This window comes from Allobosea sp. 2KB_26 (assembly GCF_052115715.1).
GTDB lineage: Bacteria > Pseudomonadota > Alphaproteobacteria > Rhizobiales > Beijerinckiaceae > Allobosea.
Genome location: NZ_JBFRHE010000006.1, coordinates 218,524 through 244,431, shown reverse-complemented (window position 1 = coordinate 244,431; position 25,908 = coordinate 218,524). Strand labels below are relative to the sequence as shown.

General features: G+C 65.0%; 18 protein-coding genes and 2 riboswitches. Of the genes, 10 read left to right on the top strand and 8 right to left on the bottom strand.

The features are described from left to right. The first annotated feature begins 23 nt into the window (after positions 1-23). The 4 genes from AB4099_RS18515 to AB4099_RS18500 all read left to right on the top strand — a co-directional run bounded on the left by AB4099_RS18515 (position 24) and on the right by AB4099_RS18500 (position 5,319). On the top strand, positions 24-773 hold the full coding sequence (locus AB4099_RS18515; RefSeq protein ID WP_441479108.1) for a hypothetical protein: 750 nt from the start codon (positions 24-26) through the stop codon (positions 771-773). Further along, positions 766-1,659: a ChaN family lipoprotein gene (locus tag AB4099_RS18510; RefSeq protein ID WP_441479107.1), complete on the top strand. Its 894-nt coding sequence runs from the start codon at positions 766-768 to the stop codon at positions 1,657-1,659. Before AB4099_RS18515 ends, AB4099_RS18510 begins: the two co-directional genes overlap by 8 nt. After that, a complete protein-coding gene (locus tag AB4099_RS18505) occupies positions 1,656-3,383 on the top strand; it encodes an ABC transporter ATP-binding protein/permease (RefSeq protein WP_441479106.1) in 1,728 nt (575 codons plus the stop codon). Before AB4099_RS18510 ends, AB4099_RS18505 begins: the two co-directional genes overlap by 4 nt. 73 nt (positions 3,384-3,456) lie before the next feature. After that, positions 3,457-5,319: an ABC transporter ATP-binding protein gene (locus AB4099_RS18500; RefSeq protein WP_441479105.1), complete on the top strand. Its 1,863-nt coding sequence runs from the start codon at positions 3,457-3,459 to the stop codon at positions 5,317-5,319. Positions 5,320-5,322: 3 nt separating this feature from the next. Here AB4099_RS18500 and AB4099_RS18495 read toward each other — a convergent pair whose 3' ends face one another. The 4 genes from AB4099_RS18495 to cobF all read right to left on the bottom strand — a co-directional run bounded on the left by AB4099_RS18495 (position 5,323) and on the right by cobF (position 11,192). Next, positions 5,323-7,278: a MacB family efflux pump subunit gene (locus AB4099_RS18495; protein ID WP_441479104.1), complete on the bottom strand. Its 1,956-nt coding sequence runs from the start codon at positions 7,276-7,278 to the stop codon at positions 5,323-5,325. A gap of 4 nt (positions 7,279-7,282) precedes the next feature. After that, on the bottom strand, positions 7,283-8,488 hold the full coding sequence (locus AB4099_RS18490; RefSeq protein ID WP_441479103.1) for an efflux RND transporter periplasmic adaptor subunit: 1,206 nt from the start codon (positions 8,486-8,488) through the stop codon (positions 7,283-7,285). Next, positions 8,485-9,993, bottom strand: a complete 1,509-nt coding sequence (locus AB4099_RS18485) for an efflux transporter outer membrane subunit (protein WP_441479102.1) — start codon at positions 9,991-9,993, stop codon at positions 8,485-8,487. The genes AB4099_RS18490 and AB4099_RS18485 overlap by 4 nt, the downstream gene beginning before the upstream one ends. A 437-nt stretch (positions 9,994-10,430) precedes the next feature. Beyond that, positions 10,431-11,192 (bottom strand): precorrin-6A synthase (deacetylating), encoded by a 762-nt coding sequence (gene cobF / locus AB4099_RS18480; protein ID WP_441479101.1) that lies wholly within the window; start codon positions 11,190-11,192, stop codon positions 10,431-10,433. A 261-nt stretch (positions 11,193-11,453) separates the two neighbouring features. Further along, positions 11,454-11,655: riboswitch (cobalamin riboswitch) on the top strand. A 118-nt stretch (positions 11,656-11,773) separates the two neighbouring features. Here cobF and AB4099_RS18475 point away from each other — a divergent pair. From AB4099_RS18475 to AB4099_RS18450, 6 genes are all read left to right on the top strand, one after another. Beyond that, entirely contained in the window at positions 11,774-14,680 is a 2,907-nt protein-coding gene (locus AB4099_RS18475) for a ribonucleoside-diphosphate reductase subunit alpha (RefSeq protein ID WP_441479100.1), read from the top strand. 125 nt (positions 14,681-14,805) lie between these two features. Continuing rightward, positions 14,806-15,933: a ribonucleotide-diphosphate reductase subunit beta gene (locus AB4099_RS18470; protein ID WP_441479099.1), complete on the top strand. Its 1,128-nt coding sequence runs from the start codon at positions 14,806-14,808 to the stop codon at positions 15,931-15,933. Between the two features lie 90 nt (positions 15,934-16,023). Then, positions 16,024-16,234, top strand: a riboswitch (cobalamin riboswitch). A gap of 276 nt (positions 16,235-16,510) precedes the next feature. After that, a complete protein-coding gene (locus tag AB4099_RS18465; RefSeq protein ID WP_441479098.1) occupies positions 16,511-17,539 on the top strand; it encodes an ABC transporter substrate-binding protein in 1,029 nt (342 codons plus the stop codon). A gap of 8 nt (positions 17,540-17,547) precedes the next feature. Further along, a complete protein-coding gene (locus tag AB4099_RS18460) occupies positions 17,548-18,573 on the top strand; it encodes a FecCD family ABC transporter permease (RefSeq protein ID WP_441479097.1) in 1,026 nt (341 codons plus the stop codon). Further along, on the top strand, positions 18,570-19,337 hold the full coding sequence (locus AB4099_RS18455) for an ABC transporter ATP-binding protein (protein ID WP_441479096.1): 768 nt from the start codon (positions 18,570-18,572) through the stop codon (positions 19,335-19,337). Before AB4099_RS18460 ends, AB4099_RS18455 begins: the two co-directional genes overlap by 4 nt. Positions 19,338-19,349: 12 nt before the next feature. Then, positions 19,350-20,015 carry a class I SAM-dependent methyltransferase gene (locus AB4099_RS18450; RefSeq protein ID WP_441479095.1) on the top strand — a complete coding sequence of 222 codons (666 nt, stop codon included), beginning with the start codon at positions 19,350-19,352 and terminating at the stop codon, positions 20,013-20,015. Between the two features lie 11 nt (positions 20,016-20,026). Here AB4099_RS18450 and AB4099_RS18445 read toward each other — a convergent pair whose 3' ends face one another. From AB4099_RS18445 to AB4099_RS18430, 4 genes are all read right to left on the bottom strand, one after another. After that, positions 20,027-21,832 carry an aminodeoxychorismate synthase component I gene (locus AB4099_RS18445; protein ID WP_441479094.1) on the bottom strand — a complete coding sequence of 602 codons (1,806 nt, stop codon included), beginning with the start codon at positions 21,830-21,832 and terminating at the stop codon, positions 20,027-20,029. A 216-nt stretch (positions 21,833-22,048) separates the two neighbouring features. Beyond that, a complete protein-coding gene (locus tag AB4099_RS18440) occupies positions 22,049-23,671 on the bottom strand; it encodes an ABC-F family ATP-binding cassette domain-containing protein (protein WP_441479093.1) in 1,623 nt (540 codons plus the stop codon). 103 nt (positions 23,672-23,774) lie between these two features. Beyond that, positions 23,775-25,319, bottom strand: coding sequence for a VOC family protein (locus AB4099_RS18435; protein ID WP_441479092.1), 1,545 nt, complete (start codon positions 25,317-25,319; stop codon positions 23,775-23,777). Between the two features lie 37 nt (positions 25,320-25,356). Next, positions 25,357-25,872, bottom strand: a complete 516-nt coding sequence (locus AB4099_RS18430) for a class I SAM-dependent methyltransferase (RefSeq protein WP_113512570.1) — start codon at positions 25,870-25,872, stop codon at positions 25,357-25,359. Positions 25,873-25,908 lie beyond the last annotated feature (36 nt).

Below are 25,908 nucleotides of genomic sequence, written 5' to 3'. Positions count from 1 at the left end.
GCCTCTTTCCCTTGGAGCCCCCGATGACAAACACCACACATCCTCGCGAACTGCTGAAACAGCCTCCCGCCGAAATCTTGGCAGGCCTGCCCGCGATGGGCCGCGTCATGCTGAGTGCACGCTCCGGCGGCGCGACCCATGAGCGCATGGGCGCGGTCGGTGCCGTCACCATCGAGGCGAACAAGGCGCGCCTCACTGGCGAGTTCCACGACAGCACGCTCGATCTTTCGGTCGTGACCCGTCTGGTCGCGGACCGCACCAGCAAGATGCGCGACCGGGTGCTGCCCAGGCTCGAGTGCCAGGACGCTGCCGGCGAGGTGCTGTTCAGCCTGATCGGGCTCGACGGGTTGGAGCTCTTTGACAAGGCCCTTGCCCCGTTCGGCCCGGGCGAAGCGCTGGAGCCGGTCGAGCGCGAAAGTGCTGCCGGTGGCGGATCGCCTGATGTGCCGCAGGATGATCTGGGCGCCGCGACCTTCGCCGCGATCCTGCGCAATGCCGTACCGGTCTCGATCGATTTCACGAAGCCGGGTCTGGCCCAGCACTGGGAAGGAGCGCTGCCGGAGCCGAAGCCGGCCATGGGTTTCGTCAACATCATGCAGGGCGATTTCCACCTTCATCTGCGCGCAGGCGCAGTTGCGAGTTGGCACCGGCAGGAGGCCGATTCAGGGGTCGCGCTTACCGCGCGCGATGTCGACGGACAGCCGTTCGGCCTCGTGCTGCGCGGCCCGGCCGCAGCCTTCAAGGGCGTTCCGCTCGGCAACGCCCATGGCTGAGCCGTCACTCAGCGCCGGATCCGCGTCCCTGGCTCATCGGCGCGCGACCTGGCTTTCGCCGGAGACCGGAGAGACCATTGCCCAGCACGACCTGATGCGGACGATGGCACGGAAGCGCGTCGTACTGCTCGGCGAAAGTCACGACATCGCCGAGATCCATCGCTGGCAGCTCCATGTCACGGCGTTCCTGCACGCGCTTCGACCACAGATGGCGGTCGGCTTCGAGATGTTCCCGCGCCGGATCCAGCCGGTGCTCGATGCCTGGGTCGAGGGCGAGATGGACACCGCGACCTTCCTGGAGCGGTCGGAATGGGCACAGGTCTGGGGTTTCGATCCCGAGCTCTACCTGCCGCTCTTCCATTTTTGCCGGCAGCAGCGCGTGCCGATGCTCGCGCTCAACTGCCATCGGCCACTGGTCACACGCGTTGGCCAGATTGGTTGGGATGCGATCCCGGTCGATGAGCGCGATGGCGTGACGCCGGCTGCCGCCGCGACGGAGGGGTACCGGCGCTATCTCGCCGGAATCATGAGCGGCTTCGCCGGACCGGATCGCCCGCGCGCCATGGAGCCGGACCGCTTCGATCGCTTCATTCGAGCCCAGCAGACCTGGGATCGCGCTTTCGCCTGCGGCATCGCCGATTATCTGGCAAGGGCGGAAGGCGAGCCGCTCGTCATCGGGATCATCGGGCGCGGCCATCTCGAATACGGCCATGGCACGCCCTATCAGCTCCGCGATCTCGGCATCGATGATCTGGCCGTCCTGCTGCCGACCGACCGCGCCAGCCATGACCAGGAAAGCCTGAAGGGCATTGGCGACGCAATCTTCAGGCTCGACACGCCAGAGCCGCCCTCGCCGCGGCGTCCTTCGCCCAAGGCCTCTTCGTGACCAAGATCATCTCCCAGATCACGCTATTGACCCGGCTCTGCATCAGCGGGCCGGGCGGGCGAGCCGGACTGATCCATTTCGCGCTCGTGCTCGGGCTCGGATTGGCCGGCGTCCAGGTTTCAGTCCGCCTGATCGCCTGGACGGCCGATTTCTACAATGCTCTGCAGAAGCTCGATGTCGATGCGACGCTCCGCCAGATCGCAGTGTTCTTCGGGCTCATCGCAATCAGCGTGACGCTCTTTCTGAGCGGCAGCTACCTGCGCAAGATGCTTCAGATCCGTTGGCGCCGCTCGCTGACGGAAGCCGCGCTCGACCGCTGGTTCGCGAACAAGTCCTATTGGCACTTGCGCGACCGCACGGATAACGGCCTCGACAATCCCGACCAGCGCATCGCCGAAGACTGCCGTATCTTCGTCGACAAGCTCACCGGCGAGGCGATCGAGCTCATCACCAACATTGTCGCGCTCGTCTCCTTCGTCGCGATCCTGTGGTCGCTCTCGACCTTTCCCCTCGCCTTCACGGTTGGCGGCATCGCGGTCGAGATCCCGCGCTACATGGTCTGGGCCGCGCCGCTCTACGTCGCGATTTCGAGCGGCCTGACGCATTGGCTGGGCAAGCCTTTGAAATCCCTCGCCTTCGAGCAGCAGCGCCGCGAAGCCGATTTCCGCTTCGCACTGACGCGGCTGCGCGAGCATGTCGAGGCCGTCGCTCTGGCGAATGGCGAGGCGGCTGAACGCCGCCTGCTCTCGGAGCGCTTCGGCGCGATCATGCAGAACTGGCGCGGCCTCGCCAATCGCGAGTTGATCCTCGGCTGCTTCACCAGGCCCTATATGCAGACGGTCCTGCGCATCCCGCTCTTTCTTGCGTTGCCGGCATTCCTGGCCGGGCGCGTCACCTTCGGCGGGCTGATGCAGATCGGCTCGGCCTTCCAGAACGTCGTGACGACGCTTTCCTGGTTCATCTTCTCCTATCGCGATCTTGCCGAGCTCGCGGCATCGGCCAGCCGCCTGAGCCATTTCCTTGGGGTGGCCGAGGACAACGTGGACACGCCGCGGCCAGCGCTCGTCACGGGGCAGGACAACCGGATCCTGCTGCGGGATGTCGCCCTCCGGGTCCCCGACGGCCGCGCGCTTGAGCCCCTGCCCGAGATCAGGCTTGAAGCAGGCGGAACGTATTGGATTTCGGCGCCCTCCGGACACGGCAAGAGTGCCCTGGTGAAGGCCCTTGCCGGGCTGTGGCGGCATGGCACCGGTCAAATCGAACGGCCGGATGCCAAAATGGCCTTCCTGCCGCAGCAGCCCTACCTGCCGCTCGGCGGGCTACGGGGAGCATTGGCCTATCCCGCCTCCCCTGAGACCCATCGGGCCGAGGACTATGAGCGAGCGCTGGCGGCTGTGGGCATGACCCAGCTTTGGGAAATCGACGAACCGGCCTGGAACGACGCGCGCCGCGGCCTGTCCGGCGGCGAGCGCCAGCGCCTGGCGCTCGCCCGCATCCATCTCCAGAAGCCGGACTGGATCGTGCTCGACGAAGCAACCAGTGCGCTCGACCCGGCGGCCGAACGCGATCTGCTCGCAACCTTGCGCCAGGATTTGCCGCTGGCGACTTTCATCCTGATCGCGCACCGGCCGCCCTTGGGCCTGGACGACTGTCACGCAATCCGCCTGTCGAGACGAGACGCCCTCGCGCGGGAGTCTCTGACGAGCGCCGAGGCGAGCGTGTAGAGGCACTTCTTCCGCCAAAGCGGCCCCTTTGCCGCAGCGTCCCGATCGTTGCGGCTCCATCAGAGATTTCGAGATGACCACCGCCTCGTTCACCGCCGGGTTGGGGCCAGCGCTACGCCAGCGTTTCCGGACCTTGGCCCTGCTGCCCCGGTTGCTGCACTCATTCTGGCAGACGAGTCCCGCGCTGTCGGCCACGATCATCGCTTTGCGCCTGCTGCGCGCCGCTCAGCCGCCGCTCGTGCTCTACATCGGGAAGCTGATCGTCGACGAGATCATCCTCCAGACCGCCTCGCCCGCTCCGGGACCGACGCTGGCGGACTGGGTGTATAGCGGGCGCCTGAGCACGGTTGCCGGCTGGCTCCTGCTCGAATTCCTGCTCGTCGCCACCGCAAACGCGCTCGCGCGTATCGGAGCCTTCGTGGAAAGAGTGCTGACCGAGCGGCATGACAACGCGCTCGGCGTCGCGCTCATCAAGCAGGTAGCGAGCCTGGATCTTCGCGACATCGAGGCCAGCGCTGCGCAGGACAGGCTGCAACGTGCTCGGACCCAGCGCTTCATGGGTAACCAGCTCCTGACTTCCCTGCTCAGCCAGGCTCAGGACTTCGTTACCCTCATCCTGTTTGTCGTCGGCCTCTTCTCCTATGCGCCGCTGCTGATCATTCTGCTGTTGCTGGCACTCCTGCCTACGCTTGCCGGTGAAGCGCATTTCAATGCGAAGGGGTATGGGCTGAACGTCTCGGTCACGCCTGAGCGCCGGCAGATGGAATACATCCAGATCGTCGGTTCGGCGGCCGAATCCGCCAAGGAGATGAAGCTGTTCGGGCTCGGCGCCTACTTGGCGGACCGCTTTGCCGAACTCGCGGACAAGGTGCATCGCGGCAATCGCGATCTTGCGGCGCGGCGCACGCTCTGGGGCAGTCTGTTCGGAGCGATCGCCTCCCTGGCTTATTACGCGGCCTATGCCGTCATCGCCTGGCGCGCCCTGAAGGGTGAACTCGGCATTGGCGATCTCACCTTTCTCGCCGGGTCGTTGCTGCAGCTGAACGGCCTGTTCGAGCGGCTGATCCTCGGCCTGACCCAGATCGCGTCGCAGACCCAGTATCTCAATGACTTCTTCTCGTTCATGGATCTCCGGTCGAGCATGGCCGCACCGTTGAATCCACGGCCATTTCCCGCGCCGATGAGGCAGAGCATCGTCTTCGACAAGGTCGGCTTTCGTTATCCCGGCAAGGATGCCTGGGTGCTGCGCGATCTCAGCTTCACGATTCCTGCCGGAGAAACTCTTGCCCTTGTCGGCGAAAACGGCGCGGGCAAGACCACGATCGTCAAGCTGCTGACCAGGCTCTACGAACCGGACGAGGGCCGCATCCTCGTCGACGGCATCGACCTGCGCGATATCGACATCGCCGACCTGCAGCATCAGGTCGGCGCCATTTTCCAGGATTTCGTGCGCTACAACATGACCGCCGCAGAGAATATCGGCGTTGGGCGCGTCGCCGGTCTCGGCGATCGACCCCGCGTCATCGAGGCCGCACGGAAGAGCCTCGCCCATCCCCTGATCGAGACATTGCCGGAGGGCTACGAGCAGATGCTGGGCCGCGTCTTTGCGCGTGGGCTCGATCTCTCGGGCGGCGAATGGCAGAAGATCGCGATTGCCAGAGCCTATTTCCGCGACGCAGCCATCCTGATCCTCGACGAGCCCACCGCGGCTCTGGATGCCCGCGCTGAAGCGGAGATCTTCGAACGCTTCCGCAACCTGAGTGAGGCGAAAACCGCATTGCTGATCTCGCACCGCTTCGCGACCGTCCGGATGGCCGACCGCATCCTCGTGCTGGAGAACGGCGCCATCCTCGAAAGCGGCAACCACGACGAGCTCATCGCGCTGCGCGGGCGCTATGCCGAGCTGTTCGCGTTGCAGGCCGCGGCCTTCCAGTAAGGCTCAGGCGCCTCTGGCCAGGGCCTCGACCGGGTCGAGGCGCGCGGCGTTGCGCGCCGGCAGGAAGCCGAAGCCGATGCCTATCAACGTCGAACAGGCGATCGCGGTCGCGAAGGCCTCGACGGAATAGATGAACCGCACCGGCGAGCCGGCCAGACCGAAGCCGGCGCCGACGGCGAGTGCCAGCGCTATACCGAGCACACCACCAATGAAACAGACCAGAGAGGCCTCGATCAGGAACTGCTGGAGGATGTCGCCCCGTCGCGCGCCCACGGCCATCCGCAGGCCGATCTCACCGGTGCGCTCGATCACCGAGACCAGCATGATGTTCATCACACCGATACCACCGACCAGTAGCGAGATCACCGCGATTGACGCGATTAGCAGCGCGAAGGTCGCGTTGTTGCTGGTGATCGCCTGGCGGATGTCGTCGAGATTCTGAATGAAGAAATCCTGGGCCCGGTGGCGATGCGTCAACAGCTCGGTGACAGCGCTCTGCGCTGCCTCCATCGGTGTGTCGTCATTGACGCGCAGTGTAATGCTGCGCAGCGAGACGTCACCGAGGAAACGGCCCTGGACGGTGGTGTAGGGCAGGAAGACTTGCGGGTTTTGGCTGGCGCCGAAGCCGCTCTGCTGGCGCCGCATCACGCCGATCACCCGGCTCGGCACCGAGCCGATGAGGATGACGCTGCCGATCGGATCCTGGCCTGCTTGCGCAAACAGCGCACTGACCGCGTTCTCGTCGATGACCACATCTTGCGAGAGCCGCTGGACGTCATCCGCGTCGAAGAAGCGGCCTTGGGCCAGGACGCTGCCCCTGACTGCGAAATACTGGTCGCCGACACCGTTGACGAGAGCCGATGCTTCGGCAGATCCGAAGCGCAGCGTGGCGCTCGTCGACACGGTCGGCGTGACGCCCTCCGCATAGGGTTGGCTCGCGAGGATATGGGCATCGGCGACTGTCAGCGTCTTGATCTGACTCGAGCGGCGGTCACCGAAGCCGGTGCCCGGGAAGATCTCCAGCGTATTGGTTCCGAGGCCGGCGATATTCGCGAGAACCTGCTGGCGTGAGCCCTCCCCCAGTGCCACCACGCTGACCACCGAGGCGATGCCGATGACGATGCCGAGCATGGTCAGGGCAGAGCGCAGCTTATGGGCGCGCATAGACAAAAGGGCCATGCCGAAGGCCTCGCGCAGCCGGCCGAATGCCGCCCGCCAAGAGCCGCCCGGCGGCACGCCCAGGGCGGGATTTGCCTCGGAAGGGAGCGCCGGACGGGTCCTCCGATCGGAGATGATCCGGCCATCGCTAAGCTCGATGATGCGGTCGGCTCGGGCCGCGACGTTCATGTCATGGGTGACAAGAATGATCGTGTGCCCCTCGCGACCGAGTTCCTCGAGCAGCGTCAACATCTCTTCGCCGCTCTTGCGGTCGAGTGCGCCGGTCGGCTCGTCGGCAAGGATGACCCGAGCCCCGTTCATCAGGGCCCGCGCGATCGAGACACGCTGTTGCTGGCCCCCCGACATCTCGGCCGGGCGGTGCGTCTTGCGAGCGCCGAGGCCGAGCCTGTCGAGCAAGGCGGCCGCACGATTGCGCCGCGGCTCGGCGGCAACGCCTGCATAGATCGCCGGCACCTCGACATTGGCGAGTGCGGTCAGTTCCGACAGCAGATGATAGCGCTGGAAGACGAAGCCGAAATACTCGCGCCGTAGGCGTGCAAGCTCGTCCGGCCCGAGATCACGCGTCGGGCGGCCGTCGATCTCGTAGATACCTCCGGTCGGCCGGTCGAGGCAGCCGATGATGTTCATCAGCGTGGATTTGCCTGAGCCCGACGGCCCGACGATCGCAACCATCTCGCCGGCCTCGATTGTCAATTCGGCCCCGTCGAGTGCGGCAATCGCCGCTTCGCCAGCCCCGAAATCGCGCCGGACCCCGCTCAGTCTGATCAGCGGCACACCCATGCGATCAGAACCCGAGCGGGCCGCGCATGCGACGGGCCGCTCCAGGAGCGCCTGCCCCGCTCGTGCGCGCTGTGACCACACGCTCGCCTGCCTTCAGCCCGGAGGAGATTTCCGCGACGATCTTGTTGTCGAGCCCGACCGTGACCTTGCGTGGTGCGGGCTTGCCATCGTCGCCGACGACATCGAGCCAGGTCTCTCCGCCCCGGCGCCTGATCGCCGTGGACGGCACGGTGACGACACCCCGCACCCGCCCGACGACTACTGTTACCTGGACCGTCATTGAGGTCAGCAGCCTTCCATCGGTGTTGGGCACCTCGAATAGCGCGTTGTAGTAGATGGCCGAGGAGGTCGAAGCGGAGTTCGAGCTCGAAGAGGCCGAGGCGCTGCTCGTATTCTGTGTCTTCAGCGTGTCGGGCGCCGGCTCGACAAAGGCGATCCTGCCGGGGAAACGCCGGTCGGGCGCGCCGAGCACGCTGAACAGGGCCTCTTGGCCGGCCTTGACCCTTAGCACGTCTGCTTCCGAGATCTTGGCCTTGACCGTCATGGTCGAGACGTCGCCAAGCACGACGATGGTCGGCGCGGACTGCGCCGCATTCACCGTCTGGCCCTCCTGCGTCACGATGGCCAGCACCGTGCCTGCCGCCGGAGCGGTGATGCGGGTGTAGCCAAGATTGGCGCGGGCGGTCTCGACCTTGACGCCGCCGGAAATGATCTGGGCATCCAGTGCCGCGATCTGCGCCCGAGTGGTCCGCACCGTCATCTCGGCCGATTCGTAATTGTCGCGCGAGACTGCATTCTGGCCGAGCATCTGCTTCTGCCGCGCGAGCACGGATTCGGCATAGGCGAGGCTGGCCAGCCGTTCGTCGCGTTGGGCCTGCAGCACGGCGAGTTCCGCCTCGGACGATCGCAGCGCGTTTTGCTGTGTCACGCCGTCGATCTCGGCGATCAGGTCGCCCTCCTTCACATTCTGGCCGAGTGTCACCTTGAGCGAGATCAGCCGGCCGGAGACCTGCGCGCCGACGCTCACCTGCCGGATCGGCTCGAGCGCGCCGCTGGCCAGCACCGCCTCCTCGACATCGCCCATCGTGGCGGCGACCGTCGGCAGAGGAATGGCGGCCGGCAGCGTCGCCTGCTGCGAGTGCAGGGCATATCCGCCCGCCCCCAGCATGCCCAGGACTAGCAGCAGCATGAAGGCACGGCGCGACGTCATGGGCTCGGGGCCTCCAGGGACAGGGCACGCAGGCGGGGCCCCTGCGGAGGGTCCTCGACGCGGGGGCGCGAGACCTCGACCGGCCGGAGCCAGCCGCCGCCAAGCGCCTTGTTGAGGGCGATAAAGCGGGTCGCAAGAGCGATCTGGCTCTGAATCCGCGAATCCTCGGAGCCATACTGCGAGCGCTGGGCGTCGAGCACGTCGAGGAAGCTGGCGCCACCTGACTGGTAGAGCGCCTGCGACAGCTGCGCCGCCTGTCCGGAGGCCGCAGCCGCCGTCGACAGGCTGGCCAGGCGCAGACGCTCCTGCCGCAACCCAACCAGCGCGTCCTCGACATCCTGCAGGGCGCTCAGCACGGCGAGCCGAAGCGCCGCATCGGACTGATCGCGTCGGGCGCGCGCCACGTCGACCGCGGCCGCGAGTTCGCCCCCATTGAAGATCGGCACGCTAAGCGATGGACCGATCGACCAACCGATCGCGCTGTTCTTCGCGAGGTCGCCGAGCTTCAGCGCCGAGGTCGAGATATTGCCGGTCAAGCTGACGGACGGGTAGCGAACCGCCTCGGCCTGACCGATCCGTGCCGTCGCCTGGGCGAGACTGCGTTCGGCCCGCCGGACATCCGGCCGATTGCGCAGCACGTCCGCCGGGACGCCGGCTTGCGGTGGCGCGGGCGTCGACGGCACCTTTCCCGCACCGGTCAAGCGCGAGCCCATTGCGGATGGCGGGCGGCCAACCAGCACCGCAATACGGTGCAGGGTCTGCGCCAGCGCGGTTTCGAGCGCCGGGATCTGCGCCTCGGTGCTCGCGACCTGCGCCACCGCCCTCGCCGTATCGACAGCAGAGACATCGCCGGCCTGGAAACGGACCCGCGTCAGCGCCTCGGTCACCCGCTGGGTTTCAACTGTCCGCCTCGCCAGCGCAAGGCGCGCCTGGTAGCCGCGCGCCTCGATGACGGCCGAAGCGACATCCCCAATAAGCGTCAATAGTACTCCGTCGAGATCATCGTCGGCGGCATCGACGCCATAGGTCGCGGCTTCGACGGCGCGGTCGCGCCCGCCGAAGATATCGAGCTCCCAGGAGGTGTCGAAGCCCGCGCGGAAGCTGTTGCTCATGCCGTTGCCGCCGCCTGAATCGGAGCTTGTGGCGTAACGCGAACGCGTTGCCGATGCTGAACCATTGACCTGAGGAAACAGCGGGGCGACCGCCTGGATCCTGCTCGCGCGCGCTTCGCGGATCCGCGCTTTCGCCTGGGCTACATCGAGGTTGCCCGCGATCGCCTCCGTGACGAGCCCGTTCAGGACCGGGTCCTTGAATTGCCGCCACCATTCCGACGGAGCGGCAGGCCGAGCAGCCGAAGCTCCGCCATTCCATCGGGCCGGCAGATCTTGCGCGGGAGCAACATAGTCCGGACCGACCGAGCAGGCACCCAGGCAGAACAGAACTGGCAACGCGAGCAGCCTCGTCCGGTCCGATTTCAGCCTGTCGCGAGAGTGCATCCCGTCCATGTCCGCCGCATTGGCGACCTTTCCACTCCGGGCGGAAAGAGCGCAGATCGGCGGTCATAGGCGCCGTATTTCAGAATGATTCCAAAGACGAAGCCCCCGCGGGATGCCGGTCTCTGGCTATCGTGAACGCCTACAAAGCGGCCCGACGAATTGCAAGGCGCCAAACCTACGAAAGCGGTTCATCGGGGTTTGAGCCAGGGCCAACTCGGGGTGATCCGACGGCCAACGCGACCGCGATACCTTCCGCCCTGCTCCCGTAGACGTGGCTATATGGGTCGGCAACGACGCGCGATCGGCGGCTGAGCTCGGTCATCGGGAGATCCGGCGCGATGGCTTCGCTTTCAGCTCCGGGCAAACAGCCCGGGAGAGCAATCCGCCCGACGAGGCGAACGGAGGCATGACGACATCTCCATGTCTTCATGAGCGCATTGCGCCGTTCAGTCCTCGTCGCGTCTCCGAAGCAGATAGGTGTCCATGATCCAGCCCTTTTCCTCTCGGGCTTCGCGCCGGATGCGCTCGATATCGCCCATCACCTCCGACAGCCTTCCGGCGACCAGAATCTCATCCTCGGTCCCGAGATAGGCGCCCCAATAGATATCGAGATCTTCACCCGCGACACGCTTGAAGGCCTGGTCCCCGTCGAGCATGACGACCACACTATCGAGGTTGTTGGGAAAGCCTTCCGCGAGTTTGCGTCCAGTGGTGATCAACACGGGCTCGCCGATCCGGTTGAGCGCCACCCGGTGTCGAGCCGCAAGGGCCTGCACACTGCTGATACCCGGGATCACATCGTATTCGAGCGCAAAGCCCTTGGCGCGAATCTGCTCGATGATCCGGAGCGTGCTGTCATAGAGCGTGGGATCCCCCCAGACGAGGAAGGCTCCGCATTCACCCTCCCCGAGTTCTCTCGTGAACAGGCCCTCGTAGTCATGGGCAATACGGGCATGCCATTCGTCGACGCTTCCACGGTAATTCGTTCCAGCGGCCGCACGCTCGGGGATCGGAACCTGAACCAGGCGATAATCCGAGCCTTCGATGAAGCGCTCGCAGATGTCCTTCCGCAGCCGTCCGAGCTCCGCCTTGTCTGTCCCCTTGTCGGGAATGAAGAAGACATCGACCTGGTTGAGGGCGTTGATCGCCTGGACCGTGACATAGTCAGGATTGCCGGCACCAATTCCGATGATCAGGATCTTGCGCATTCGGCCTCCATGTCCGGGCTCAGATGCCCCACCGTCCCAAAGCCATAACATGGAGGACGGCAGCACGAGCAGCTGCGCCATGACGCCCTCGGGCCCGGCGCCGAATGTAATTCGGCGCCGGTTTGCATCGATGGTGGTGATCCCGGGCTCATCGCGAGATGGCGGAGACAGGACGCAGAAGCGGCCAATTCGACCAATCCCGCTCTTCACAGGCTAACGGGTAGGCCGCGGCAAGCTGTTGACAGAATCATCGCGCTAACCACTAGATATGGTGGTCACGGTCTCTCGAGTCGCAAGATCGAGAGCTAAGAGGGAAGCCGGTGCGAAACCGGCGCTGCCCCCGCAACTGTCAGCGGCGAGTACTTGTCCAGGATATCAGTCACTGAGGCCACCAGGCCTTGGGAAGACGGGACAAGAGCGATGACCCGCGAGCCAGGAGACCTGCCGCGACAGCAGAATCGTCCTCGGGCGGGGTGTCCCGGTGGATCGCTTGGTCATGTCTGCGGGCGCTCGTCGCCGCGACATTCTCCGTTGCGACTCCGCCAGGCCTTTGCCCCCTACAGATTGGGGTTTGAAAGCCGATGTCCCTCGCGACCGATACCATCCGCCCTGAGACGTTCAGCCCGATCGCGTCGCAAGGCAGCGATACGCGATCGACTGCGGAACCGGCCTACCAGGTGATCCGCCGCAATGGCAGTGTCACCCCTTTCGACGCCTCCAAGATCAGCATCGCGCTGACCAAGGCGTTCCTGGCGGTCGAGGGCAGCAGCGCCGCCGCATCGCGCCGGATCCACGACATCGTCGCGGAGTTGACCCAGCAGATCATCGCCGGGCTGACGCGGCGCGCCGATGCCGGCCGCACCTTCCATATCGAGGATGTGCAGGATCAGGTCGAACTCGCGCTGATGCGCAGCGAACACCATAAGGTCGCCCGCGCCTATGTGCTCTACCGCGAGGAGCGAGCCCAGGAGCGGGCCCGCGCCAAGGCGGAAGCGAAGCCTGCGGTCGCCACGGCACCGGTGCTGCGCATGAAGGCGGCCGACGGCGCGCTCGTGCCGCTCGACGCGGCGCGCCTCGCAACTGTCATTCGCGAAGCCTGCGCCGGGCTTGACGGCGTCTCGGCCGAAGCCGTGCTGAGCGAAGCGCAGCGTAACCTCTATGACGGCATCAGCCAGGACGAGTTGGCGCAGGCACCGATCCTGGCCGCGCGAACTTTGGTCGAGACCGAGCCGAACTATTCCAAGGTCTCGGCTCGCCTCCTGCTCGACAAGCTCCGCCACGAGGCGTTGAGCTTCGTCTCCGGCCGGCCGGAACAGGCCACTCAGTCAGAAATGTCAGGGCGTTATGGCGACTATCTCCACGCCTATGTGAAGACCGGCATTGCCAACGAACTGCTCGATCCCGAGCTTGGACGCTTCGATCTCGCCCGGCTTGCGGCTGCGCTCAAGCCGGAGCGCGACCTCCAGTTCGACTATCTCGGCTTCCAGACGCTCTATGACCGCTATTTCCTGCATGTCCGAGGCAACCGCTTCGAGCTGCCGCAGGCCTTCTTCATGCGTGTCGCGATGGGTTTGGCGATCCGCGAGATCGACCGCGAGGCGCGAGCGATCGCCTTCTACGACCTGCTCTCCTCTTTCGACTTCATGGCCTCGACGCCGACCCTGTTCAACGCAGGAACCCTCAGGCCGCAGCTCTCCTCCTGCTTCCTGACCACGGTGCCGGACGATCTCGACGGCATCTTCAAGGCGGTGAAGGACAACGCCCTGCTGGCCAAATATTCCGGCGGGCTCGGCAATGATTGGACGCCCGTGCGCGGCCTCGGTGCCCATATCAAGGGCACCAATGGCGAGAGCCAGGGCATCGTGCCCTTCCTCAAGGTCGCCAACGACACCGCGATCGCCGTCAATCAGGGCGGCAAGCGCAAGGGCGCGGTCTGCGCCTATCTCGAAACCTGGCATGTCGACGTCGAGGAGTTCCTCGACCTGCGCAAGAACACCGGCGACGACCGCCGCCGTACCCATGACATGAACACCGCGAACTGGATCCCCGACCTGTTCATGCAGCGCGTTGCGGCCGGGGGGCAGTGGACCCTGTTCTCGCCTGACGAGACGCCCGACCTCCACGATCTCTACGGCAAGCCGTTCAAGGCGGCCTATGAGGCCTATGAGGCCAAGGCCGAACGCGGCGAGATCAAGGTATTCAAGCGCCTGAACGCCCTCGATCTCTGGCGCAAGATGCTGACCATGCTGTTCGAAACCGGCCATCCCTGGATCACCTTCAAGGATGCCTGCAACCTGCGCTCGCCGCAGCAGCATGCCGGCGTGGTGCATTCCTCGAACCTGTGCACCGAGATCACGCTGAACACCTCGGCCGACGAGGTCGCCGTCTGCAATCTGGGCTCGATCAACCTGGCTGCCCATGTAACGGCGGACGGGCTCGACCGGGCCCGGCTCGGCAAGACGGTCGCGACCGCGATGCGAATGCTCGACAATGTCATCGACATCAATTTCTACACGATCCCCGAGGCGCGCCGCTCGAACCTGCGCCATCGTCCGGTCGGCCTCGGCATCATGGGCTTCCAGGATGCGCTGCAGACCCTGCGCCTGCCCGCCGCGTCCGAGGGCGCCGTCGCCTTCGCCGATAGCTCGATGGAGGCGATCAGCTGGTTTGCGATCTCGGCCTCGGTCGCTCTTGCCGCCGAGCGCGGTCGCTACCCGAGCTTCGAGGGCTCGCTCTGGTCGAAGGGCATCCTGCCGATCGACTCGCTCGACATTCTCTCCGACGCCCGCGACGGCGATGTCGAGCTCGATCGCTCGACGACGCTGGACTGGGACAGCCTGCGCGAGCGGGTGAAGACCACCGGCATGCGCAACTCGAACTGCATGGCGATTGCCCCGACTGCAACGATCTCCAACATCGTCGGTGTCTCGCAGTCGATCGAGCCGTCCTATAGCCAGCTCTACGTCAAGGCGAACATGTCCGGCGACTTCACGGTCGTGAATGCCGACCTCGTCCGCGATCTCAAGGCGCGCGATCTCTGGGACGAGGTCATGGTTTCGGACCTGAAATATTACGACGGAAAGGTCAGTCAGATCGATCGCGTCCCCGACGATCTCAAGGCGCTATACGCCACCTCATTCGAGATCGAGACGAGCTGGCTGATCCGCGCCGCCGCACGCCGTCAGAAATGGATCGACCAGGGCCAGTCGCTCAATCTCTACATGGCGCAGCCTTCCGGCAGGAAGCTCGACGAGGCCTATCGCCTCGCCTGGCGGCTCGGTCTGAAGACGACCTATTACCTGCGCGCGCTCTCGGCGACCCATGTCGAAAAGTCGACGTTGAAGGGCACCGACGGCAAGCTCAACGCGGTGTCGGCAATGGTCCCCGCCACGGCCAAGCCGATCCTTGTCGACATCCCGCTCGACAATGGCATGGCCGTGCCGAACGCCTGCTCGATCGACGATCCGACCTGCGAAGCCTGCCAGTGAGGCAGCGGCAGCGTCCATGCTCGCCTTCGCGGCGCGCATGGACGCCCGGCCCTGCCCGATAGCGAACGATACGGACGGCCGGGGCAAACCCGGCCGCGACATTCAGACCCGATTGGATATTCATCATGCTCGACTGGTCAGACAGCAAGCCTGCCGCCGCCCTCGATCCCAATCCGGCCGCCCCCGGCGGAGCCCAAGCCGACGCCACCGGCCTCGGCGAGATCGATCGCTCCGGCGGGCGCGTCAGCGTCGACGAGAAGCGAATGATCAACTGCCGCGCCGACGTGAACCAGTTGTTGCCGCTCAAGTACAAATGGGCCTGGGAGAAGTACCTCGCCGGCTGCAACAACCATTGGATGCCGACAGAGGTCTCGATGCAGGCCGATATCGCCCTGTGGAAATCGAAGGACGGGCTGACCGAGGACGAGCGTCGCGCGATCAAGCGCAATCTCGGCTTCTTCGCGGCGTCCGAAAGCCTCGTCGCCAACAACATTGTGCTCGCGATCTACCGCCATCTCACCAATCCGGAATGCCGGCAATACCTGCTGCGCCAGGCTTTCGAGGAGGCGGTGCACACCCACACCTTCCAGTACATCGTCGAAAGCCTCGGCCTCGACGAGGGTGAGCTCTTCAACATGTATCGCGAGGTGCCCTCGATCACCGACAAGGCGGCCTGGGCGCTGAAGCATACCCAGCATCTCGACGACCCCGATTTCGAGACCGGCACGCCCGAGGCCGATCAGGCCTTCCTGCGCGACCTCGTCGCCTTCTACGTGATCTTCGAAGGCATGTGGTTCTACACCGGCTTTGCCCAGATCCTGTCGCTCGGCCGGCGCAACAAGATGGTCGGCATCGCCGAGCAGTACCAGTACATCCTGCGCGACGAGAGCATTCACCTGAATTTCGGCATCGACGTGATCAACCAGATCAAGATCGAGAACCCGCATCTCTGGACCAGGGCCTTCCAGGACGAGTTGCGCGGCATGATTCGCAACGCTGCCGAACTTGAGGCCGCCTATGGCCGGGACACCATGCCGCGCGGTTTCCTCGGCCTCAATGCCGCGCTCTGCGAGCAGTACATGCATTTCATCGCCAACCGCCGTTGTGCGCAACTCGGCCTCAGCCCCGTCTTCGCGGAAACGGAAAACCCGTTTCCCTGGATGAGCGAGGCGATGGACCTGAAGAAGGAGAAGAACTTCTTCGAGACCCGCGTCATCGAATACCAGAACGGCGGCGCCCTGAGCTGGGAGTGAGCCGAGAAGGATGGGGCCGCCTCACTGCAGGGCTCCATCAGCAAGCGGTGTGGTCGGTGCCTGCGGCTTGACGCCGCGTTGGGCCCCTCTATGGTCGGCCGCGATCAAGGTTCTTCGGGCTCAGGCCCGAAGCTAAGAGGGAATTCGGTGAGGCGCCCTGCGCCGAATCCGAGGCTGCCCCCGCAACTGTAAGCGGCGAGCTCTTCTCCCATCGTCCACTGGCGCTCTCAACGCCGGGAAGGCCGGGCGAAGCCAGCGCTGACCCGCGAGCCAGGAGACCTGCCCTGATCGCAGAAGCGTCTTTCGGGCGGGGTGTCCGGGGGGATTTGCGTCGGCGGCAGGTCGTAGACCGGCACCCCCGAACCGATCCGCTCAAGCTCCCGGCTCGTCATCTCGGGGAGCGATGAATTCCATGTCCATGATGCTGAACCACGCCATCGCAGTCGTGGCAGAGCGCTTGACGCAGACGTATCGAGCGGCCTATCAAAATTGTAATACTGTTACATTTCAAGATCGACCGTGCGAGGCCCACGAGCTTCGCGACGCATGCGGCCGCTCGACGCTATCGGAGATTTCAATGCGCAGCGCTGCACGCCTTTCTTGCCTTTCGTTCGTCGCAGCCATCGGCATGTCGATGTCGGGAGCGGCCTTGGCCGCACCGACGCAGTATCCGCTGACGCTGGAGAATTGCCGGGAGACGATAACGTTCAACCAGGCGCCAAAGCGCGTCGTGGCTGTCGGACAGACGCAGACCGAGATCCTCTACGCGCTCGGGCTCGGCGACAAGGTCGTGGGCACAGCCGTGTGGTTCAGCCCTGTCGCGAAGCCCTATGAGGCGGTCAACGCCAAGGTGAAGCGGCTTGCCGACAACGATCCGAGTTTCGAGGCTGTCGTCGCCCAGGAGCCGGACCTCGTGACTGCGATGTTCGAATGGCATATCGGCCCCAACGGTATCGTCGGCAAGCGCGACCAGTTTGCGAAGCTGAAAGTGCCGACCTACGTTTCCCCCACCGATTGCGTCGGCAAGGACAATTCCGGGCCGGGCGACGGCGTCCGCACGCAGATGTTCACGATGGAACTCGTCTATCGCAATATTCGCGAGTTCGGGCAGATCTTCGATGTCTCCGATCGCGCCGAGGCGCTGGTCGCTGAATTGAAGGCGCGCGAGGACAAGGCGGTCGCTTCTGTTGCCGGGATCAAGCCGCAGGATGTTCCTGTCGTCGTCTGGTTCTCCAGCAAGGACATCAAGGGGGACGCCTTCCTGGCCGGCAAGAATGGCGTGCCTGCCTATATCCTGTCGAAGCTCGGCGCCCGGAACGTCATCACCACCAACGAGGAATGGCCGCTGGTCGGTTGGGAGACCGTCGCTTCCACCAACCCTGCCGTCATCGTCGTGGTCAAGATGGATCGCCGGCGTTTCCCGGCAGACGACATCAATCTCAAGCTCGACTTCCTCAAGACCGACGCGGTTGCGAGCAAGCTCGACGCCAGCCGGCAGCAGCGGATCGTGATCATGGATGTCGGCGCGACCAGGGCCGGGCTTGATACGATCGACGGCATCGAGGCGCTGGCCAACGGCATCAAGAGCTTCGGCCTCACCAAGTGAGCCATGGAGTGGTTCGGCCCAACTGGTCGGCGAGGGGCGCAGTAGCGCTCCTCGCCTTCGTCCTGCTGATACTCGCGATCGCACTCGCCGTGACGATCGGAGAGATGTCGATCCCGCTTGCCACGGTCTTCAAAGCCCTGGGCAACGGGTTGTTCGATCTCGACTACCCCGTGAGCGCGATCCAGCAGGGCGTCATCTTTGACTACCGCTTGAGCCGGGCTGTGGTGGCGGCCCTCTGCGGAGGAGCGCTCGCGCTTTCGGGCGCGATCCTGCAGGCGCTCCTGCGTAATCCTCTCGCAGAACCCTATATCCTTGGTATCTCGGCCGGAGCCTCGACGGGTGCGGTCGCGGTGATGATCCTGGGCTTCGGCGGCGCTGCACTCAGCATATCCGGTGGAGCCTTCCTCGGCGCCATTGCTGCACTTGTCATCGTGGCCTTGCTCGCCGCCGGGTCCGGCGGCGCGACCGACCGCGTGATTCTCGCAGGCGTCGCCGGATCGCAGCTGTTCAATGCGGCGACCGCGACGATCGTCACCACGCTGGCCAGTGCCGAACAGGCCCGCGGCGTGATGTTCTGGCTTCTCGGCAATTTCGGAGGCGTGCGCTGGCCCGATGTCTGGCTCGCCACGCCAGTGGCCTTCGCGGGCTTCGCCGTCTGCATCTTTCATACGAAGGCGCTCGATGCGTTCGCCTTCGGGGCGGATGCCGCCGCCGCATTGGGCGTGGCGGTGACCCGCGTGCGCATCGTGCTATTCGCGACCACGGCCGTCATGACCGCGACCATGGTCAGCATCGTCGGCACGATCGGATTCGTCGGTCTTGTCATACCTCACGCCGCGCGCTTCCTGACGGGCCCAGCCCATGCCCGGCTACTCCCGGCATGCCTGATCATCGGTGCAATCTTCATGATTCTTGCCGACATTCTGTCGCGGACGCTGGTGCCGCAGCAGATTCTGCCGATTGGCGTCGTGACGGCGCTGTTCGGGGCCCCGGCTTTCGCCTTCATACTCTATCGTGCAAGGCGGCCGGCATGACGCTGGCTGCGCGTGACGTCCGTTGGAGCGCCGGTGGGCGCATGATCGTGGACGGCGTGACGCTGCACGCCAAACCCGGAAAGATTCTCGGTCTCATCGGCCCCAACGGCTCGGGGAAGTCGAGCCTGTTGCGGCTGCTCTGCCGCCTGCGCAAGGTCGCCAGCGGCGTGGTGACACTCGATGACTGTGAAATCGGCACCTTGCCGCGGCACGAACTCGCCCGGCGCCTGGCCTTTGTCGAGCAGCAGGCGACGACCGAGATCCAGCTCTCCGTGTGCGACGTCGTCAGACTCGGACGGACCCCGCATCGCGGCGCACTCGCCTCCTGGACAAGGACCGACGAAGACGCGGTCGAGGCCGCGCTGGCGCGCGTCGATATGGCCGATCGGCATGACCAGTTCTGGCACACTCTATCGGGCGGAGAGCGCCAGCGCGTCCACATCGCGCGCGCATTGGCACAAATGCCGAGTGAACTCATCCTCGACGAGCCGACCAACCATCTCGATATCCAGCATCAGCTATCGATCCTGACACTGATCAGGCGCCTGGGCATCACCTGCATCATGGCGTTGCACGATCTCAACCTGGCCTCGCTTTTCTGCGACGAGATCGCCGTGCTGCATGAGGGCAAGCTGGTCGATGCCGGGACGCCGGAAACCGTGATGACCGAACCGCTGATCCAGCATGTCTTCGGTGTCGCGGTCTCCATCCGCCGCGCCGCATCGGGCCGAAGGCACATCGAGTATCTGATCGAACCCTTTTGAGGCGGAAAAGCCATGACGATGCAGCGAAGCGTTGGGGCCGGTGTCACCGACTACTGGAACGCCCGTGCCCCCAAATTTGATGGTGCTGCCTCGCATGTCGCCCAGCGCGACCTCTGGCGAGCCGTGCTTGAGGCCGCCTTCGAGGCGGATGGCCCCAAGGACATTGTCGATCTCGGGACGGGGACGGGCGCTTGCGCCCTCCTTGCCGCGTCGCTGGGGCATCGCGTCCGCGCCTGCGACGGGTCTGCGAACATGCTGGCGGTCGCCCGTGCGGCGGCTCGGCAAGCCGGCCTCGCCATTGCGTTTCAGGACACCACGATCGAAGCGGCCGAGATCACCGATGCGTCCGCCGATATCGTCACGCTCCGCAATGTCCTCTGGACGCTCGAGCGCCCCATCGAAGCGTTGCTGCAGGCTCACCGCATTCTGCGACCGGGCGGTCTCGTGCTCGTGTCCGACGGATTGTGGTCGGTGGCTCCTGAATATCGTTCCACCTATCCAGAGCAGCTTGCGGCACGCTTACCCCTGCATGATGGCTTGACGGAAGCTGCAGCGCAGGACCTGCTCACGCGAGCTGGTTTCTCCGGGTTCAGACGCTGGCAGCACCTGTTCCCCGCTTCCCCCTATCCGGGAAATGTCCCCGTCTTCGTCCTGACCGCGTGCTCGCGCGCTGGCTAGCCTCGAAGGCTTCAGCTCGTCAGTCGAGCGGGCCTCAATCCGCGCAGGCTATTGCCCAGGAACCAGTACTCGGCCTGAGCGAGATCGCCAGGACGCAGTTGCCGCTCGACGGCCCGTCCGCTCTCGATCAGGGCCTGGCGCAGCACACCCGGCAAGAGACCATCGGACAGGGGCGGCGTGAGCAGGAGCCCGTCCCGCTCGACGAAGATGTTGCTGCGCGTTGCTTCGGTGACAAAGCCTGCGCGGTTCTGGAAGACGGCTTCATCGGCCCCGCGCTCGACGGCTGCCGCAAATGCGGTCTCGTAGGTTCTACGGCGCGTTGTCTTGTACCGCAGGAATGGGTCGCCTTCGTCGGCCCTTGCGGCGGCGAGGACGACCTCGAGAGGCCGGTCTGGCTCGGCGCCAAGAACTGGTGCGGCGATATCGAGCATCCCGGTGCGACGTAGCTCGAAGCGGATCCGACGATTTTCTTGCGGCGCGAAGGTTTTGGCCAGCGCCGCGAGACGCGTTTCCGCATCAGCGGGGTCGAAGCGGAAGCCCAGTGTCTTTGCCGAACGGTCGAGGCGGTCGAGATGCAGGTGCAGCCGTGCAAAACCGGTCTGGTGTGACCAGCCCAGCGTTTCGATCAGCCCGTAATCGTCAGCGAGATCGGTCAGGACCCGGGCCTTGAGCAGGCACTCCGCATACTCGTCCGCAGCCCGCGAATCCGTGACGATGCCGCCGCCAACGCCATAACGGCCGGCACCGCCCGGAAAGATCGTCGCCGTGCGGATTGCGACATTGAAGCGAAGATCGCCATTGGGCGAGATCTGCCCGATCGAACCGGTATAGAGATCGCGCGGCCCATCCTCGAGTTCGCGGATGATCTCCATCGCACGCAGCTTCGGTGCGCCGGTGATCGAGCCGCACGGGAAGACAGCCCGCAGCAGATCTTCGAGCGAGAGGCCGGGGCGCAACCTGGATGTCACCGTCGACGTCAGTGTGTGAAATGTCGGATAGGTTTCAACCTGGAAGAGGCTCGGCACTTCGACCGAACCGATGGAGCTGATCCGTCCGAGATCGTTGCGCAGCAGGTCGACAATCATCAGGTTCTCGGCGCGTTGCTTGGGGTCGGCCTTCAACTCTTCCATGGCGGCGCGCTCCGCCTCCGGTCCGTCGCGCCGCGGTGCTGTTCCCTTCATCGGGCGCGTCGTCGCCCGGCCGGACGCCACCTCGAGAAAGAGCTCCGGCGAAACCGACAGGATGGCCGCATCATCGATGGCGACGATGCCGCCATGCGCCACGGGCTGGCTCGACCGCAAGGCGGCATAGAGCGCGAGGGGATCGCCCTCGTAGCGAAAGTCGATCGGAAAGGTCAGGTTGATCTGGTAGGCGTCGCCGGCGTGAAGATAGTCCAGCACACGCTGGACCTTGGACGCGTGCGCTGGCGCATCGAGCTGCGGACGAACAGCGTCGAGCGGTGCAGGAGGCCCCAGTGCCGCAAAGGCTTCGTCCAGCTGCGCTAAAGGAATCTGCAGTGGCTCGCGAAACAGCCCGAACCACAGCAGCGGAAGCGCCCTCGCCTGCAGTATCGACGCAACGAGGCGTGGCTCGAAGGCGTATCCCAGTTCGTAGCTCAAGAAGCCGGCGGCATGCAGCCCGCGGGACAGGCCGTCTTCGATTCGGCCAAGCGCAGACGAGACCTCCTCGACGTGGTCACACCGAACGACCTCAATCGGATCACAGTAGAGCTGCGCCGATGCGGTCTGCGCGAGCCGGTCCTCCAGAAGCACAAACGGGCGCCGCGTCGTGAGCATGGTGTCGATTGTAAGCGGCATCGGCGGCGTGGCTTCTGATTGGGAGCGGTGAGGTCGAGCTCGGTGCGGCTTCGCGGATCACGGCGATGCCTCGCTCCGATGGCAGCCTGCAATTGTAGGCCCGATCGCTTCCCGGCGTGAGCCCGACGAGAGCCGCGCCGAATGCTCAGCCAGCGGTTGCCAGAGCGACTCACATCCCTGCGGATCAGGGCGAGCCATGGGGCTCCGCCGCCAAGCTCAGCTCCGCAGACCGGGTGCCTCCTGGCCCGTGCGCGCAACGTACTCGGTATAGCCGCCACCATAGGTGTGAACGCCCTCGGGCGTCAGCTCGAGAACCCGGTTGGACAGTGCGGCGAGGAAATGGCGGTCATGCGAGACGAACAGCATGGTTCCCTCATATTGCGCCAACGCCGTGATCAGCATTTCCTTCGTCGCGATGTCCAGGTGGTTGGTGGGCTCGTCCAGCACCAGGAAGTTCGGCGGATCGTAGAGCATCTTCGCCATCACCAGCCGCGCCTTTTCGCCACCGGACAGGACCCGGCAGCGCTTCTCGACATCGTCGCCGGAGAAGCCGAAGCAGCCAGCCAGCGCACGCAGCGAGCCCTGCCCGGCCTGGGGAAACGAGTCTTCAAGCGACTGGAACACGGTGGCGTCACCGTCCAGCACCTCCATGGCGTGCTGGGCGAAATAGCCGAGCTTGATCGTGCCGCCGAGCGCGACCGTGCCGTCGTCCGGCTCGGTCGCACCGGTCACCAGCTTCAACAGCGTCGACTTGCCGGCGCCATTGATGCCCATCACGCACCAGCGCTCCTTGCGGCGCACCTGAAAATCGAGCCCGTCATAGATGCTGCGGCTGCCATAGCGCTTGTGGACGTTCTTCAGGGTGACCACGTCCTCGCCGGAACGCGGCGCCGGCTGGAACTCGAACTGCACCGTTTGGCGGCGCTTGGGCGGCTCCACCCGGTCAATCTTCTCCAGCTTCTTCACACGGCTTTGCACCTGCGCGGCATGCGAGGCGCGCGCTTTGAAGCGCTCGATGAAGTTGATCTCCTTGGCGAGCATCGCCTGCTGGCGCTCGAACTGGGCCTGCTGCTGCTTCTCGCTGAGCGCGCGCTGCTGCTGGTAGAACTCGTAATCGCCCGAATAGGTCGTCAGCGCCCCGCCATCGATCTCGACGATCTTGTCGACGATCCGGTTCATGAATTCGCGGTCATGCGAGGTCATGAGCAGCGCGCCATCATAGCCCTTCAGGAAGTCCTCGAGCCAGATCAGGCTCTCGAGGTCGAGATGGTTGCTCGGCTCGTCCAATAGCATGGCGTCAGGGCGCATGAGCAGGATCCTGGCCAGCGCGACGCGCATCTTCCAGCCGCCGGAGAGAGAACCGACATCGCCTTCCATCATCTCCTGGCTGAAGCCGAGGCCGGCAAGCACCTCGCGCGCCCGCCCATCCATCGCGTAGCCGTCGAGCTCTTCGAACCGCCCCTGGACCTCGCCATAGCGCGTGACGATCTCGTCCATCTCGTCCGCGCGATCGGGATCGGCCATGGCGGTCTCGAGCTCCTTCAGCTCGGTCGCAACGGCGCTGACCGGGCCCGCGCCGTCCATGACCTCGGAGACGGCGCTGCGACCGGACATGTCGCCCACGTCCTGGCTGAAATAGCCAATCGTCACCCCGCGATCGACGGCCACGAGGCCCTCGTCGGGCGCCTCCTGCCCCGTGATCATGCGGAAGAGCGTTGTCTTGCCGGCGCCGTTGGGGCCGACAAGACCGACCTTCTCTCCCTTCTGGAGCGCTGCGGATGCCTCGATGAAGACAATCTGCTTGCCGTTCTGCTTGCCGATGTTCTCGAGACGAATCATGCTTCTACGCGACCAAATTTCAGGGAGGTCCCGCGCCTTTAAGCCATGGGCTGCGCCCACGGAAGGGTTTGCCTGCAATTCATTCGGCTCTTGCTGAGGATCTTCAGCCCGCCGCCAGCCAGACCTGGGCTGCGGCTGCATCGGCCTGCGACAGCTCATGCCCCGCTGCAATCACTTGCGCATCGACCTGGGCGCCGCCTTGCCTCAGCCGCGTTTCCAGCTCCGCCGCATGCACACCAAAGGGATCGGAAGCCCCGGTCAGGATGAGGACATCCACCCCTGCAAGATCGGTCTGCTGCGGCAGTTCGAGCACGTTCATTGCGCGCAGCAGGATGGCCCTGCGGATCAGGCCAGGATGGATCTGCATCATCGCGGCCAGGAAATTCGCGCCGTTGGAGTAGCCGAGATAGGTCGTGCGTGCCGGATCGAGCCCGTACCCCTTTGTCGCACTCTCGACAAAGGCGGCGAAGGCGGCGGACTCGGCACGAATATCGGCCTGATCGAATTCGGTCGGCGACGATCGGCGAAACCAGCGGGACGTGCCCTCCTCCGTGCTGCGTCCCCGCACGCCGAGCAAGGTCGCTTCCGGTGCGATCCGGTGCGCCAGCGGCATCAGATCCGCCTCGTTGCCGCCGGTGCCGTGGAGCAGCACGAGAGTGCTGCCATCCGTCGTTGCGGGCACATGGAAACGGTGCACGAAGGGCAGGTCACGATAGGTCATGCGCGGTTCCCCCGGCAGGGAGAATTGCGGCAGCACGACGCGGATATCCGAATCCCGCCCCTCATCGGAGGGAGGAACCATCAGGCTGGTTCCAAGCCTGTCCTCGGGCTCGTCGACCGTAAATCCCGGGCCGTCGCTCGCCAGTTCGATCAGGGTGCCGCCGGGTTCGCGGACATAGAGAGAGGTGAAGTATTTTCTGTCGTGGAGCGTGGTGATCGAGGAATTGAGGCGCGCCAGAGAACTCTCGACGGCCTTCACTGCGGCCTCGTCCTCGGCCCGGAAAGCGACATGATCCGCGATGCCCGTCCCCGGTGCGCCAGGCCAGAATCCGCCGGCACCGCGGATGTCGATGACGTCGCCGCTGTCGGACACCATGCGCTGAACAGCGGAGGTGGCCGCGGCCGGCCGGTAGCCGAAGCGAGCGACGAAGGCGGCAGTCTCCTCCCGTGTTTCGGACAAGATGGTTGCGCCGCGGACCCGGCGGATCGCATCCTCGGGGGCGATCCCGGGCGCCTGCCATGGCGCCGCGGCCGGCATATCCGTTCCCACGAGCTTCACGATCACCCCGTCGGGGTCGCGCAAACGCAAGACAGGCTCGCCGAATTCCTGCTTCGGCCCCTCAGCGGGCACATGCTGCGTCAGTGCCCGCGTCAGCCAGAAGCCGATGCTTGCCGGTGTCACGGCCAGCGCGATCTCGCTGACCTGCCCGTGCCCGACCCGACCGGGCGAGCCGTCCTGCCAGACCAGAAATGTGACCAGCGACCCAGGCGAACCCAGGCGGTCGCCATAGAACAGGTGGAGTTGCTCCGCATCCTCGTAGCCGCCGGTCTGTTTGACGAGACGCAGGCCGAGGAAGCCGACATAGAAATCGACATTGGCTTGCGCATCGCGCGTGATCAGCGTGAGGTGGTGGATGCCGCCAGTCATGTCGTCTCCTCAGACAGGTTTCGCCTCGGCCATCGGCTCAGGCTTCCGAGTGCACGCCTTGCGGAGCCGCGCGGCGATAGGCGAAATAGCGCCCCTTCGGGATGTCATCGGGGAGTGAAACGGCAACCAGCGCAGGATGTTCTAGATCGGAACCGCTGATGATGAGTGCATCATCCTGCGCCAGTGCCGCAACATGCTCCGGCAACCAGGCCAGATGGATACGGTCGCGTTCCGGTACACCTGTCGTGGCGTCGACATGGATCAACGCGGCATTACGACCATGGCGCTCCACGAAGTCCGGTAGCGTCTTTGCCATGTCGCCGAGCACCAGAGCGCTCTCCGGAGGCATCGAACGCGGATTGGCCCTGGCTTCACGGTCGAAGGCATAGATCTCCCGCTTCGGCAGGATTTCGCGCAGATGGTCATATGTGCGGCCATTGCCGAGGCCAAGCTCGAGCACGAGCCCATTCCGGCTGGTGACGGACTCTGCCGCCCAGTCGAGGATACGGCGCTGGGCTTCGAGGCGGCGGATGAAACTGTCGAGGCGGCTCATGAAAGGCGTCTGTCTCCAGCATCGGCGCAATCGCAA

What these genes read in the sequence shown, in the direction of transcription:
- AB4099_RS18515 (WP_441479108.1), top strand. Translation starts at nt 24, where the DNA reads ATGACAAACACCACACATCCTCGCGAACTGCTGAAACAGCCTCCCGCC.
- AB4099_RS18510 (WP_441479107.1), top strand. Translation starts at nt 766, where the DNA reads ATGGCTGAGCCGTCACTCAGCGCCGGATCCGCGTCCCTGGCTCATCGG.
- AB4099_RS18500 (WP_441479105.1), top strand. Translation starts at nt 3,457, where the DNA reads ATGACCACCGCCTCGTTCACCGCCGGGTTGGGGCCAGCGCTACGCCAG.
- AB4099_RS18495 (WP_441479104.1), bottom strand. Translation starts at nt 7,278, where the DNA reads ATGGGTGTGCCGCTGATCAGACTGAGCGGGGTCCGGCGCGATTTCGGG.
- AB4099_RS18490 (WP_441479103.1), bottom strand. Translation starts at nt 8,488, where the DNA reads ATGACGTCGCGCCGTGCCTTCATGCTGCTGCTAGTCCTGGGCATGCTG.
- AB4099_RS18485 (WP_441479102.1), bottom strand. Translation starts at nt 9,993, where the DNA reads ATGGACGGGATGCACTCTCGCGACAGGCTGAAATCGGACCGGACGAGG.
- cobF (WP_441479101.1), bottom strand. Translation starts at nt 11,192, where the DNA reads ATGCGCAAGATCCTGATCATCGGAATTGGTGCCGGCAATCCTGACTAT.
- AB4099_RS18475 (WP_441479100.1), top strand. Translation starts at nt 11,774, where the DNA reads ATGTCCCTCGCGACCGATACCATCCGCCCTGAGACGTTCAGCCCGATC.
- AB4099_RS18470 (WP_441479099.1), top strand. Translation starts at nt 14,806, where the DNA reads ATGCTCGACTGGTCAGACAGCAAGCCTGCCGCCGCCCTCGATCCCAAT.
- AB4099_RS18465 (WP_441479098.1), top strand. Translation starts at nt 16,511, where the DNA reads ATGCGCAGCGCTGCACGCCTTTCTTGCCTTTCGTTCGTCGCAGCCATC.
- AB4099_RS18455 (WP_441479096.1), top strand. Translation starts at nt 18,570, where the DNA reads ATGACGCTGGCTGCGCGTGACGTCCGTTGGAGCGCCGGTGGGCGCATG.
- AB4099_RS18450 (WP_441479095.1), top strand. Translation starts at nt 19,350, where the DNA reads ATGACGATGCAGCGAAGCGTTGGGGCCGGTGTCACCGACTACTGGAAC.
- AB4099_RS18445 (WP_441479094.1), bottom strand. Translation starts at nt 21,832, where the DNA reads ATGCCGCTTACAATCGACACCATGCTCACGACGCGGCGCCCGTTTGTG.
- AB4099_RS18440 (WP_441479093.1), bottom strand. Translation starts at nt 23,671, where the DNA reads ATGATTCGTCTCGAGAACATCGGCAAGCAGAACGGCAAGCAGATTGTC.
- AB4099_RS18435 (WP_441479092.1), bottom strand. Translation starts at nt 25,319, where the DNA reads ATGACTGGCGGCATCCACCACCTCACGCTGATCACGCGCGATGCGCAA.
- AB4099_RS18430 (WP_113512570.1), bottom strand. Translation starts at nt 25,872, where the DNA reads ATGAGCCGCCTCGACAGTTTCATCCGCCGCCTCGAAGCCCAGCGCCGT.